Raw genomic sequence first — 13,296 nt, 5'->3', positions numbered from 1 at the left:
ACTGGCCTCGGAGCGGATTCCAACTCATTAGCCCTGTAATATCGACCGCCCCAGAACTAATAACTCGTTGAACTGCGTGACCAGTTCAAAACACAAAGCAAACGACAGCGTATAGGAGGGCCCGGGAAATCTGTGCATCCACCTCAGAATCGGCGCCGCAATAGGTGTTCTAACGGCGTCCCGAGTCATTATCCATGTGATGGTCGCTCCGATCGCCGCACCCGCGATTATGTCGGTCGGATAGTGCCATCCGAGATAAACGCGGGGCAGACATATGAAGATCGTGGTGTATAAAAGCGCGAGCACACCGACGCCGCGAGACACCAGAAAGATCCCGGTTGCGACCGAAATCCACAGCATCGCGTGGTCACTCGGGAATGAACTCCAGGCTGGCAACACGGCCGCATCCAGACCACCCGATGGAAAATTCAGGTGTAGCTCAGGATTAAAAAGAGGCCGCGTACGGAATGGCAAATAATGCGAGACGAGTCTGAATATCGCGAGCGCAAGGAGGCCGCTCGCGATCGTCGCGACGACCATTTCACGCTCCCAATCGCCACGCTGGCTGGGTTTGCACCATATCCACCACAATGCGGGCATGAGCACCAGGCCCTTGAATGTGTATAGGTCCGCGATGATTCTTATCGCGTGGTTCAACGTGGCGCAATTCAGCGCCATGTGCGTCAGGAAGGTTTGGATTGCGGTATCGAAAGGGTCCATTCGTTGCTCAGGTGCGTTTATCGCGCAGGGATCGATTCGACGTTTCTACGTCGCGCAGCCGGGCGACCTGCGGTGGATGGTTGATGGGGCCTTTCATGCAGTGAGCTAGTCCGCCATTTCGTTGGCGTGCATCGAAGCTTGAAAACGACCGCCATCCTAGTGTCCGCAATAATTTTCGAACAATCGGTGCGATAGCGAACGTTTGCACTTAACGGAACCCGTGCTGAAAGCCTTCCTCGCCAAACACGACAATCAACGACGTCAACCCTCGCGACCCGCCAGCCTGCTTCTCTTAAGCAATTCTTCAGCATGATTACCTTACGATCGCGCCGAACCGGACAAGACGAATAACCGACGCGCATTCAAGGGATCTGTTGCGATGCAGTTGCTGTTGATGGGAAAGGATGAGTCGATCGCTCTGCCGGCCGTGGATACGTTGCGACGTGCGGGCCATATCGTCGACTGGATGAGTGTCGTTGGCGAGCCCATGAGTTGGCCGGACTGCAGCTTGTACGACCTCGTCATGCTCGACCCCGACCTGTCGGGAATCGACGTTATTGACGCGTTGAAGCGTTATCGAGAGTGCGGTGGCCATGCCTTCGTCATCATCGTGACGGCACAGAGGGAACTGGAAACTTGTATTGCCGCACTCGACGCAGGCGCGGACGATTACCTGGTCAAACCATTCGACGTCGATGAACTTGCGGCGCGCGTACGCGCGTTGACGCGTCGCAGAGTGGTACGGACGGTTCCCGTTCTGGCGTACGACGGCCTCATGCTGGATGCAGCCTCTCATCGAGTCACCCTGCATGGAGAGCCGCTCACGCTGGCGCCGCGCGGGTTCGCTCTGCTACAGGCGCTGATCGAAGACCCGGCGCGCGTTTTCACTCGCTCAGAACTTGAAGCGAGGATATGCGATCCACGCGAGGAAATCGCCAGCAATGCCATCGAAGTGCAGGTGTGTGGCTTGCGACAAAAAATCGGAGCAGGACGGATCGTGACGGTACGCGGCGCAGGCTATTGTCTAAGAACACCCGACTCGAAAGTCCGCTTCGCTGGCTAGCGGACGTTGCCGTTTCGAGCTCGGTTACCCACCTCGTTGCGAGAAACCATCGTGAGCGCGAGTCCGGCCAGCACGAGAGCCACGCCGACCACGAAGGATGGACCGACCCTGTCGCCGAACATCAACGATGCAGCGGCGATGCCGAAGACCGGCTGAAGGAACTGAACGCTCGCGGCAACCCGCGCTGGAACGATACGCAGCAGGTTGAGCCACATAAACAGGCCGGCAACAGTCACCATTACCCCGAGATATACCGCGGCTGATACACCCTGCGTGGTTACGTGAAATGGAACGTGCCACATCTCCCACGCCGCCCACGGCAGCAGTGCTATGAAGCCGAACAGCGTACTCCAGGCTGCTACCGTCGCAGTGCCATATGCGGTCGTGAGTTCGACGCTCCAGACGTAATAGAACGCAATGGCGAGCGCGGACAGCAGCACGCAAATTGCGCCGCCCGCGGTGATATCGGACAGCGTCGCTGCGCCGTGCTCGCGGGCGAACGCGACCAACGCGATGCCCGCGAATGCCGCGAGCAGTCCCAGCTTTTGCCAACCCGATACATGCTGTTTGAGGCGCAGCGCCGCAAAGAACACGATAAAAACCGGAATGGTCGCGGAGATGATGGTGCCGACAGACGCCGAGGTGCCCGAGACACCAAAAGTCTGCGCGACCTGTCCGATGCCGATGCCCAGCACGCCTAGCATGGCGACGCGCGGCCATGCGTGCCGCGGCAACGGATGCCGGCCCACCGCGAAGATGAGCAGTAGCGGCACGGCTACGGCAAAGCGCATTGCGGTGAGCGTCAGCGGCGGTAGCGACTCGAGTCCCAGTTTGGTCACCGGTATCGATAGTCCCCACATCACCGCGAGGACCATCAATGCGCCGAAACTGCGCATCGTCACCGTCTTGGCTGCGTGGTCGTTGACGACCATCCCGGAACGGGCATCACTCAGGCTTGGGCTCGACATTGGCGTTGGTGCGGAAAAGACATTGAATGGAGATATTCGCGGCCGCGCGGATCGTTGACAAACGATTTGTCGTCATATAATGCGTGAGCAAAACTCACACATAACGGCCCACTATGTTCGTTGCACGCTGCTACATGAAGACCGGATGTTGGCCAATTGGGAACAGTGGTTCGCCTATGCAGACGTGGCCAGGAATCGCAGAGGTCGAGGTCCCGCATACAGTCATGGAAGCATGGCCATCGAGGCAGCTATTCGTGGTGAAGGCATAGCCCTCGGACGCAGTGCCCTGGTAGGCGATGACATCGTGGCTGGACGCCTCGTCGCGCCGTTTCCCGACATTCGCCTGAAAGTCGAGCGCGGCTATGATCTGGTCTATCGCGTCGGCAATCGCGATCATCCCAAGGTCTCCGCGCTGCGCGACTGGTTAGCAGCCGAAGTACGGCGATTTCTGACAGACACGAGATGCAGTTTTCAGACTAGCGATAGTTCACGAAGTCGATCAGGTCGTTGAGGAACCACGGCAGAATCAGTTGCGTGTCGGAATAGCTGGTGCCGACGGTAAGTCGCGGTGGTCTCGCAGCGGCGTCGGGAGCGTGCAGTATGTAGGCGTTCGTATCATGCGCCGCCTGAGGATTCGCCGGCGGCGAGGTCGACGTGCAGCCGGCAGCGAAAACGAGAAATGCTGCGAAGCAAAGAGACTTCATGAGCGGGCGAACTCCGGCGACGTTTTCTCCATTATGGCCGAACTCAGTCGAATACCGGCAACGAGCGCGCCCGCTTCACAACGCCAGCACCGTCACGCCCACTTCCATCCGATGCGCGCCGCCGCCGAGAATCGTCCCGCGCAGCAACGACACATCGCTGTAATCGCGCCCGATCGCGAGCGTCACATGATCGAGATCGGCGAGCACGTCATTGGTCGGATCGAGATCGATCCAGCCGCTGGCCGGACAATGCACCGACACCCACGCGTGCGAAGCATCCGCGCCAATCAGACGCGGATGGCCCGGCGGCGGATCGTTGCGCAGATAGCCGCTGACGTAGCGCGCGGGCAAACCGAGCGAGCGCAGGCAGCCGATCATCACCTGCGCGAAATCCTGGCACACGCCGCTCTTCAGTTCGAATGCGCGTTCGGCCGGCGTATCAAACAGCGTCGCCGACGGCTTGTACGCGAAGTCCTCGTGAATGCGATGCATCAGATCGATCGCACCTACAACTAGCGGCCGGCCGGGAGTGAAGCTCGGCAACGCATAGGCGCGCAAAGAAGGTCGCAGCGCGATATTGGGCGACGCGAAGCAATACTCCGCCTCTGGACGGAACGCGCCGCCCACGCGAAACCGTAGCGCCTCGGCCACCGTCTCCCAAGGCGGCGTGGCCTCGGCGTCGAGGTCGGTCCAGCGCGGCGTCAGCGCAACCGTGGTCTCGCTGACGAGTTGCAGACGCTCGTGCGGTGTATCGAGCGCGAAATACAGCACGTCGTTGCCGAACGCGTCGATGCGGCTATGCCTATACGACGGCTCCGGCTCGATCCGCTCGCTGCGCGAGATCACGCGCTGCCACGGACACGCGAGCGGCCGGATCGTCGCCAGATGCTGCGCGGTTTCGACATACGTCGAGTAATGGTAGGTAGTGCGATGCGAAACCGACAGCACCGTCGACGCGTGCTTCATACCCACACCTGCGAGGCGACCGTGGTCGCGTGACTGAAATAGCGCGCGCTGATTTCATGCGCGGCCGCATTGGCGAAGCCGCCGATCTGATCGCACAGCGCAATCAGCTTGCCATACGAGCCGTGTTCGTCGACCTCGCACAGCGATCCCAGCGACGGCAGCATCTCGACCGGCGGCAGCAGCTCCGCGAACGGCCGATGCCGAACGCTGCCCGCCGCGACGGCGATCTCGTCGAGCTTGTTGCGCAGCCGCTCGTACACGCCGTAAATGCCGCGCGGATTGTGCGGTTCGATGACGAGCAGATCGAGCAGCGCGGGCACTTCGAAACGGCCCGGGTACAGCGAGCGATACGTGAGCGTGCTGTCGAACATCTGCAGCAGCAGATCGAAGCCGGCCGGCGTCGCGAGTTGGCCGTTCGCGGCGACGCCGCGCATGAACGCGGCCATCGTCGCGACGCGTTCGATATGACGCCCGACGAACAGCAGCCGCCACGCTTCATCGCGCGTCATGCGGTCGCCCTGCGCGCCGCTGATCGCCGACAGTTGCACCGACAGATGTTCGAGCGCGTTCGCGAGCGTCACGCGATCGTAGCGATCGAACGCACTGCCGGTGCTCGTGGCGCCCGCGCCGCCGCTGCCTGCGCCCACGGCAGGCAGCAACACCTGCAACGCATCCTGAAAGTCGTTGCGCGCCGCGAGGATCATGCGCCAATGATCATTCGACAACCGCCCGCGCACCTCGCCGTTCGCGCGCGCCTGGCAGTTGAGGTTCTGGCTGATGCTGACACTGCCCGCGCTCTCGCCGAGATTCGCGACGAGCGCACGCTCGAAGGTCTGCGGCGAGGCCGGCCCGTGCGGCGACGCCAGGTCGCCAGGCTGCACGAGGCCGCACCATGTCGCGAGTTCGACCAGCGTCGCGAACATCGCGTCGGCGTCGTTGCCTTCGAGCGAGCCGAGAATCAGCCGCAGCAACCGCACATTGTTTTCCGCGCGCTCGCCGTAGCGGCCCGCCCAGAACAGGTTCTCGGCGGCGCGGCTCGATACCGTGCGACGCTTGCGCGTGAGGTCGGCGGCCTGCATCGGCGAAGGCAGCAGCGTGAACGTAGAGCTTGGCTGGCTCGACAGCACCCAGGTATCTACGCTGCTGCCGCCATGCTGCATCGATACCGTGGTCTGACGCTCGGCGGCCATGCGGGTGAAGCCGCCCGGCATCACGTGCCAGCCCCCGTCGACGTCGGCGATCGCATAGACGCGCAGCACCGACGGCCGCCCGCCGATCGTGCCCTCCTCGTAGCGCGGCGTGCAGGAAAAGCGCTGCTCCTGCTGGATCGTGAACGCGTCGGGCAACGCGTCGATACGCTCGCGCCATGCCGCGAGCGGCTGTCGGCCCCGTTCGATGCCGGGCGGCGCATCGCGTCCCGCGAGCGGCCAGGTCGGCACGATGAACGCGTCGTCCAGATGCGCGAACGCATGCTCGCGCGCGGCCTGTTCGCCGCACCACCAGGTCGGCACGCCGGGCAGCAGCAGCTCTTCGCCGAGCAACGCTTCGGCGATACCGGGCATGAAACCGTGCAACGCCGGCGACTCGGCGAACCCCGAGCCCGGCACGTTCGACACGATCACGTTGCCCGCGCGCATCACCTGCAACAGCCCGGGCACGCCGATCGTCGAATCGGCGCGCAGCTCGACCGGGTCGCAGAACGCGTCGTCGAGACGGCGCAGCACGACGTGCACGCGTTCGAGGCCTGCCAGGGTCTTCAGATAGAGCCGGTCGCCGCGCACGGTCAGATCCTTGCCTTCGACCAGCGTGACGCCGAGATAGCGCGCGAGAAACACATGCTCGAAATAGGTTTCGCTGTACGGCCCCGGCGTGAGCAGCGCGATATGCGGTGAAGCGTCGGCGCTTTCCTCGTCGCGCATCGTCGCTTGCGCGGCCTGCACGAGCGTCGCGATCAGTTGCGAATAGAGCGGCGCAAGCCGGCTCACGCGCAGCGAGCGGAACGGCTCGGCGAGCAGCGTCGACACGATCAGGCGGTTTTCGAGCGCGTAGCCGAGACCGGACGGCGCCTCGGTGCGATGCGCGATCACGCTCCACTCGCCGCCCGGCGTGCGCGCGAGATCGAGCGCGACGACCTGCAGATACTGGCCACCGGCCGGCGTGAAGCCCTTCACCGAACGCAGATAGCCGGGATGCCCGAACACCAGCGCGGGCGGCAGTTGCCCATGTTCGAGCAGCGTCCGCGGTCCGTAGATATCGGCGACGATCGCGTTGAGCAGACGCGCGCGCTGCGCGACGCCGCGCTCGAGCTGCGCCCACTCGGCCTCGCTGATCAGGAACGGCAGCAGGTCGAGCGCCCAGGGCCGCGACTTGCCGTTGTCCGCGTAGACGTTGTAGCTGATGTCGTTATCGCGGATCTGCTGCGCGATCGACGCGTGATGGTCCGCGAGCCGCGCCACGCCGTCCTCGTCGAGCAGCGCGAAGAACTGCCGCCACGGCTCGCGCAGCGCGCCCGACGCGTCGCGCAGCTCGTCCCAATGTCCGTCATGACCCGGCAGCAACCGCAATAGGGACGAAGCGTCCGCCGGCATCGCGGACGCTTCGAAGGGCAAGGTCGATTGAAAGGCCAAGGTCGTGTGATGTCAGCGATGCGTGTTGTTCAACTGTGGCGCAGATCGAGCGTGAAGGGAAACTCGAGGCTGCGTTGCGGTCGGCCCACGGCGAGCGGTCCCGGCGTATGACCCGACGCGAAGAAACGCGCGCGCCGCCGGCTTTCCGCCTCGTAGGCGTTGACCGGGAAGGTCTGATAGTTGCGCCCGCCCGGATGAGCGACATGATACTGGCATCCGCCGAGTGAGCGGCCGCTCCAGGTGTCGACGAGGTCGAACGTGAGCGGCGCGTGCACGCCGATCGTCGGATGCAGCGCCGATGATTGCGCCCAAGCGCGAAAACGCACGCCGGCCACGTACTCGCTGACGCGGCCGGTCGGTTGCAGCGGCACCGGCACGCCGTTGACGCTCAGCACGTGACGATTGCCGTTCAACCCGAGCGCGCGCACCTCGAGCCGCTCGACCGACGAATCGACATAGCGCACCGTGCCGCCGGGGGAGCCCTCCTCGCCCATCACGTGCCACGGTTCGAGCGCGTTGCGGATCGTCAGGTCGATGCCGCTCAGCGTCATCTCGCCGACGAGCGGAAAGCGGAATTCGAAGTGCGGCGCGAACCACGCGCTATCGAAGGCGAAGCCCGCTTCGCCGAGTTCGGCGAGCACGTCGTCGAAATCCATCCTTACGAAGGTGCCGAGCAGGAAGCGGTCGTGCAGCTCGGTGCCCCAACGCGTGAGCCGCCGCGTGTACGGCATGCGCCAGAATCGCGCGACCAGTGCGCGCAGCAGCAATTGCTGCACCAGACTCATGCGCGCGTGCGGCGGCATCTCGAAGGCGCGCAGTTCCAGCAGACCGAGGCGGCCTGCGGGTCCGTCGGGCGAATACAGCTTGTCGATGCAGAACTCGGCGCGGTGCGTGTTGCCGGTCACGTCGATCAGGATGTTGCGCAGCGCGCGATCGATCATCCACGGCGGCAGGTTGCCGCTATCGCGGCCGCCGAGCAGATCGACCTGCCGTTGCAACTCGGCAAACGCGATTTCGAGTTCGTAGACCTGGTCGTTGCGCGCTTCGTCGACGCGCGGTGCCTGGCTCGTCGGTCCGATGAACAGCCCCGAAAACAGATACGACAGCGACGGATGGTTGTGCCAGTACGCGATCAGGCTCGCGAGCAGGTCGGGCCGCCGCAGGAACGGGCTGTCGGCCGGCGTCGCGCCGCCGAGCACGAAGTGATTGCCGCCGCCGGTGCCGGTGTGGCGCCCGTCGAGCATGAACTTCTCGCTGCTCAGATAGCTGTGCGCGGCCGACTGATACAGGTACTCGGTGTGATCGACGAGCTCGTCCCAGTTCGCGGCCGGATGAATGTTGACTTCGATCACGCCGGGGTCCGGCGTCACCTGCAGCACCTTCAGGCGCGGATCGCGCGGCGGCGGATAGCCTTCGAGCACGATCCGCATCTTCAGTTCCTCGGCCGTCGCTTCGACCGCGGCAAGCAGGTCGAGATAGTCGTCGAGATCGGTCAGCGGCGGCATGAATACGTGCAGCAGCGTGCGGCCGCTGCCGAAGGAATGGGCTTCGGCTTTCGGGCCGGCCGCGCGCTTCGGGTCGCGTGCCTCGACGCATACCGCGGTGCGCAGCGTGTCCTTCGACGATTCGCCACGCGCCGGCAGCGCTTCGTCATGGCGCGGCGGCGCATACGCGAGCACGCCGCCTTGCGGCATGCCGCTCAGCAGATCGGCCGCCGACAGCGACAGCGCGGCCGCCTGCCGCGCGCTGGTCTGTTCCTCGGCGATCTGCCGGCTCTCGCGCCCGCCTTCGTACTGCACGCGCAACTGCGCGGCCGTGCGCAACGGCTGCGGCGGCGCGAACGGATCGTGCGCGTGCTGATACGGATAGTCGGTCTTCGACACCCACGGCAGCGAATCGAGCGGCAGCCGGTAGCCCATCGGTGAATCGCCGGGGATCAGATACATGCGTTCGTCGCGGAAGAACCAGCGGCCCGTGATCCACTTCGGCCCGCTGCCCGGCGCGCCGCGCTCGCGGCCGAGCGGCAACACGTAGCCGGCCGGACTCGCGAGCCCGGCGTCGAACACGCGCCGCAGCCGCACGCGTTCGAGCTCGTCGTCGAGGCGCGCGTCGAATGGATCGACGTTGACCGGCAGGCGACGCTCGCGCCACAGGTAGTACCAGGTGTCCTCGTAGCCGGGCTGGATGCAGTCCGCGTCGAGCGACAGCTTCGCCGCCAGATGCGCGATGAACCGTTGCGCGTCGCCGGCCGTGTAGCGGCCCGGCTCGCGTTCATCGGCGAACAAGGCCGGGTTGCGCCAGCATGGCTCGCCGTCGGCGCGCCAGTACAGCGACATCGCCCAGCGCGGCAGTTGCTCGCCCGGATACCACTTGCCCTGGCCGATATGCAGGAAGCCGTTCGCGCCGTAGCGCTCGCGCAATCGGTCCATCAGCGCCACCGCGTAGCCGCGCTTGGTGGGTCCAAGCGCGTCGGTGTTCCATTCGGCGGCATCGCGATCGCGCACCGACACGAAGGTCGGCTCGCCGCCCATCGTCAGTCGCACATCCATGTCGGCGAGTTCATAGTCGACCCGCGCGCCCATCTTCAGCACGTCGTGCCAAGCGGCTTCGCTGTACGGCTTCGTGACGCGCGGCGACTCCAGCACGCGTTCGATCGACATCGTGTGTCCGAATTCGACCTCGCATTCGTCGACCGCGCCCGAGATCGGCGCCGCGCTGCCCGGCTCCGGCGTGCAGGCAACCGGAATATGGCCTTCGCCGGCGAGCAGCCCCGAGGTCGGATCGAGCCCGATCCAGCCCGCGCCCGGCAGATAGACCTCGCACCACGCGTGCAGGTCGGTGAAGTCGACCTCGGTGCCGCTCGGGCCGTCGATCGATTTGACGTCGGGCGCGAGCTGCAGCAGATAGCCGGACACGAAGCGCGCCGCGAAGCCCAGTTGCCGCAGCGTCTCGACGAGCAGCCAGCCCGTATCGCGGCACGAGCCCGACGCGTTGACCAGGGTTTCCTCGGGCGACTGAACGCCCGGCTCCATCCGGATCAGATAGCGAATTTCGCGTTGCAGCCGCTGGTTCAGCGCCACCAGGAAGTTCGCGGTGCCGGCCGGCGTGCGGTCGATGCTCGCGACGAACTCGGCGAAGCGCGGGGTCATCGGCCGTTTCACGCAGTAGGGCGCGAGTTCGGCTGCGAGTTCCGGTGCGTAGTCGAACGGAAACCGCTCGGCCGATGGTTCCAGAAAAAAGTCGAACGGGTTGTAGACGGCCATCTCGGCGACCAGATCGACGCTCACCTTGAACTCGCGCGTCTGCTCGGGAAACACCAGCCGCGCCTGATAGTTGGCGAACGCGTCCTGCTGCCAGTTGATGAAGTGTCTCGCGGGTTCGACGCGCATCGAGTACGACAGAATCGGCGTACGGCAATGCGGCGCGGGCCGCAGCCTCACCACTTGGGGCGACAGCGTAACCAGTCTGTCGTAGCGGTAATGAGTAACGTGATGCAAGGCGACGCGTATGGACACTCCGGACTCCTCGACGAAAGGTGCAGCCCGCCAAAAAAGCAAGCTCTATGCCGTTGCTGGTCAAACTCGTGTGAATCGTTTGGTGTTGCCTGAATTGCGTGTGCGTTTTGCGTATCTGTTGTCTTGCCGTTGGGCTACGTCGGACCGTGCACCAAAGCGGCGCAGCACCGATGCACGATCATGACCGTACTGTGCGTTAAAGCGGTGACGTCTGGCAATCGCGGCATGAAGATTGCGAACGTTCGTCACCGCAACCGACATCGCACTGATCACAAGGCCGGCCCGATGAAAACCTTCCACTGCAATCGCTGCGCGCAATTGTTGTTCTACGAGAACGTCCGCTGCGAGCGCTGCGAGTCGCTGCTCGGCTATCTCCCCGAACTGCGCGAAATCAGCGCGTTCGAAGACGCCGGCGACGGCCGCTGGCGCAGCCTGCATCCGGAGGCCAACGGCGCGCTGTTCCGGCAATGCCACAACTACGCGGTCGAAAACGTCTGCAACTGGATGATCCCCGCCGATTCGCCCGACACGCTGTGCCGCGCCTGTCAGTTGACTCGCACGATTCCGAACCTGAGCGAACCGGAAAACCGGCTCTACTGGTACCGGCTCGAAGTCGCGAAACGGCGCCTGCTGTACACACTGGGCGAACTCGGCCTCGATGTGCAATCGCGCGACGCGGACCCCGAGCGCGGTCTCGCCTTCGAATTTCTCGCCGACGGCGGCGATGGCGAGCCGGTGATGACCGGTCACGACAACGGGCTGATCACGCTGAACATCGCCGAGGCCGACGACGCGCATCGCGAGAAAGTGCGCACCGCGATGGGCGAGCCGTACCGCACGCTGCTCGGCCACTTCCGCCACGAGACCGGCCACTACTTCTTCAGCCAGCTGATCGAAAACGAGCCGCGCTGGCTCGAACCGTTTCGCAAGCTGTTCGGCGACGAGCAGGCCGACTACGGCGAAGCGCTGAACGACTACTATCGCGACGGTGCGCCGGCCGACTGGCAGGCGTCGTACATCAGCGCGTACGCAACGATGCATCCGTGGGAAGACTGGGCGGAGACGTGGGCGCACTATCTGCTGATCGTCGATGTGCTCGATACCTCGACGTCGTACGGACTCGCGCTGCTGCCCGACGATCCGAGCGAGCCGACGCTGACCGACCGCACGCCGGTCGAGGATGCGAGCTTCGGCAATCTGATGAAGCGCTGGTTTCCACTCACGTACGCGCTGAACAGCCTGAACCGCAGTCTGGGCATGCCCGACGGCTATCCGTTCACGCTCGCCGCGCCGGTGGTCGACAAGCTGCGCTTCGTGCATCGCGTGATCGCGGCGGCGGGCGGCAAGCGCGACAACCGGAGCGACCGCGAGCACATGAGCGCATAAAAGAGCCCGCTGTCGGATCAACCGGCAGCGGGCTTTCATCACACGGTCATCGCTTCAGTACGCCACATAAGGCCCCTTCCCACCCGGCGTCGACTGCTGCTCGATCGCCGCATAGACGTTGCGGCCATAAAAGAACGGCAGCCCCCAATCGAACACCGTCGATGTCACGAACGCCGGTCCCGCGAGCAGCGGCAATGCCGAGTCGCCGCTATAAGTCTGCGCGATCGACATCGCATTGCCGACGCTGAACGTTACCGCGCTCGTCGTGCCGTTCACACCTTCGATCATCGCGCTCAACTGCTGCGTCGAAGTCGGGCAGTAATACGCGCTGTTCGGACTCGCGCAGGCCGGCATCGAGGTGGTCTGAAAGAAGAGTCCCGTCGAGCCGCTGTCCACAATGCTGCGCGTGTACGTGGTGCCGTTCTGCACCGTCGTGAACGTGCCATTCGACGGACTCACGCCGATAACCTGCGCCGCGCCGAGCGCATTGTTGCCCTGCGTGCCGATGCCGAACACGAGTTTCCCCGACACCGATGGCGCACCGCCCGACACGGTCGGCAGACTGAGCACCGAGCCGTTGTTGTCGGTCGCGAAGTACGGCACCGGATTGGCGACCTGATACGTTTCCGCGAGCGGTATCGACGTGCAGTTGGCGCCGCTGCAACCGTAGTAGGTCGCGGGAATCGCCTGCTGCACGCAGCTCGCGCCGCAGTCGTGCTTGAACACGCCGATGCCGAGAATGCCGTTCGCCTGCAAGCTGGCCGGCGTATTGCGCGGCGCGCCGACGGCCGCGCAATCGCCCGGCAGCGATGCGTAGCCCGGGTCGATCAGCTGGATTGGCAGCGACGCGGCTTTCTCGCCGGCGATCTGCACATCGGCGAGCTTCACTGCGCCCCACGTATAGCCGTCGAAGAACTGCATGCATTCGGCGACGGAATTGCCCGCGCCGTCCTTCTGCTGCGGCAGGCTCATCGACGCCGGCAGTTGCGATGCGAACACGCGCACGCCCCACGAGCCGGTATCGACGAGCACGTGATCGATCGTCTGGCAATTACCGGTGCCGGGCGCGCAGATCGTGATGCTGACGAACGGCATGTTCGGCACGTTGCTGATGCCCGAGTCGACCGTCACGCGCACCGCGTTGGCGGCCAGCACTTGCGGCGACGGCGACGTATTGGTCACGGTCGAACCCGATGAGCCGGTCGAACTCCCGGACGTGCTCGAATTGGCCGTGGTGCTCGCGCTGCCGCCACCACCACCCCCGCCGCCGCACGCGCTCAACAGCAGCGCCAGAACCACGACGGGCGTCGCGCCCAGCCGAGTCATCCACGAAGACCTGGATCGCAT

At 64.5% G+C, this 13,296-nt stretch carries 10 protein-coding genes; 3 read left to right on the top strand and 7 right to left on the bottom strand.

Features of this window, described 5'->3' with window-relative positions:
• Positions 1-27: 27 nt before the first annotated feature.
• A complete protein-coding gene (locus AB3X94_RS26635) occupies positions 28-720 on the bottom strand; it encodes a phosphatase PAP2 family protein (RefSeq protein WP_368613164.1) in 693 nt (230 codons plus the stop codon).
• A 379-nt stretch (positions 721-1,099) separates the two neighbouring features.
• Between AB3X94_RS26635 and AB3X94_RS26630 the strand changes: the two genes are divergently transcribed.
• Entirely contained in the window at positions 1,100-1,783 is a 684-nt protein-coding gene (locus AB3X94_RS26630; protein WP_368613163.1) for a response regulator transcription factor, read from the top strand.
• On the opposite strand, the gene AB3X94_RS26625 is transcribed toward AB3X94_RS26630, so the two are convergent.
• Positions 1,780-2,751, bottom strand: coding sequence for a DMT family transporter (locus AB3X94_RS26625; protein ID WP_368613162.1), 972 nt, complete (start codon positions 2,749-2,751; stop codon positions 1,780-1,782). The two genes, AB3X94_RS26630 and AB3X94_RS26625, sit on opposite strands and share 4 nt — an antisense overlap.
• Positions 2,752-2,830: 79 nt before the next feature.
• Here AB3X94_RS26625 and AB3X94_RS26620 point away from each other — a divergent pair, with 79 nt between their 5' ends.
• Positions 2,831-3,262: a LysR substrate-binding domain-containing protein gene (locus AB3X94_RS26620; protein WP_368613161.1), complete on the top strand. Its 432-nt coding sequence runs from the start codon at positions 2,831-2,833 to the stop codon at positions 3,260-3,262.
• Here AB3X94_RS26620 and AB3X94_RS26615 read toward each other — a convergent pair.
• The 4 genes from AB3X94_RS26615 to AB3X94_RS26600 form a co-directional block, all read right to left on the bottom strand.
• Positions 3,228-3,455, bottom strand: a complete 228-nt coding sequence (locus tag AB3X94_RS26615; RefSeq protein ID WP_176106645.1) for a hypothetical protein — start codon at positions 3,453-3,455, stop codon at positions 3,228-3,230. The genes AB3X94_RS26620 and AB3X94_RS26615 overlap by 35 nt on opposite strands.
• A 75-nt stretch (positions 3,456-3,530) precedes the next feature.
• On the bottom strand, positions 3,531-4,421 hold the full coding sequence (locus AB3X94_RS26610) for a transglutaminase family protein (RefSeq protein ID WP_176106646.1): 891 nt from the start codon (positions 4,419-4,421) through the stop codon (positions 3,531-3,533).
• Positions 4,418-7,009: a circularly permuted type 2 ATP-grasp protein gene (locus AB3X94_RS26605; RefSeq protein ID WP_368613160.1), complete on the bottom strand. Its 2,592-nt coding sequence runs from the start codon at positions 7,007-7,009 to the stop codon at positions 4,418-4,420. The genes AB3X94_RS26610 and AB3X94_RS26605 overlap by 4 nt, the downstream gene beginning before the upstream one ends.
• A 68-nt stretch (positions 7,010-7,077) precedes the next feature.
• The gene (locus AB3X94_RS26600) at positions 7,078-10,563 is read right to left on the bottom strand and encodes a DUF2126 domain-containing protein (protein WP_368613159.1); all 3,486 of its coding nucleotides are present in this window, start codon (positions 10,561-10,563) and stop codon (positions 7,078-7,080) included.
• A 285-nt stretch (positions 10,564-10,848) separates the two neighbouring features.
• Here AB3X94_RS26600 and AB3X94_RS26595 point away from each other — a divergent pair, with 285 nt between their 5' ends.
• Positions 10,849-11,949 carry a putative zinc-binding metallopeptidase gene (locus AB3X94_RS26595; protein ID WP_176106648.1) on the top strand — a complete coding sequence of 367 codons (1,101 nt, stop codon included), beginning with the start codon at positions 10,849-10,851 and terminating at the stop codon, positions 11,947-11,949.
• A gap of 54 nt (positions 11,950-12,003) precedes the next feature.
• Here the strand turns inward: AB3X94_RS26595 and AB3X94_RS26590 are convergent, their stop codons facing one another.
• The gene (locus AB3X94_RS26590) at positions 12,004-13,296 is read right to left on the bottom strand and encodes a DUF3443 domain-containing protein (protein WP_368613158.1); all 1,293 of its coding nucleotides are present in this window, start codon (positions 13,294-13,296) and stop codon (positions 12,004-12,006) included.

Origin of the sequence: Paraburkholderia sp. BR10923, assembly GCF_040948765.1 — a bacterium.
GTDB lineage: Bacteria > Pseudomonadota > Gammaproteobacteria > Burkholderiales > Burkholderiaceae > Paraburkholderia > Paraburkholderia youngii.
This window is presented reverse-complemented; position numbering and strand designations above follow the sequence as displayed.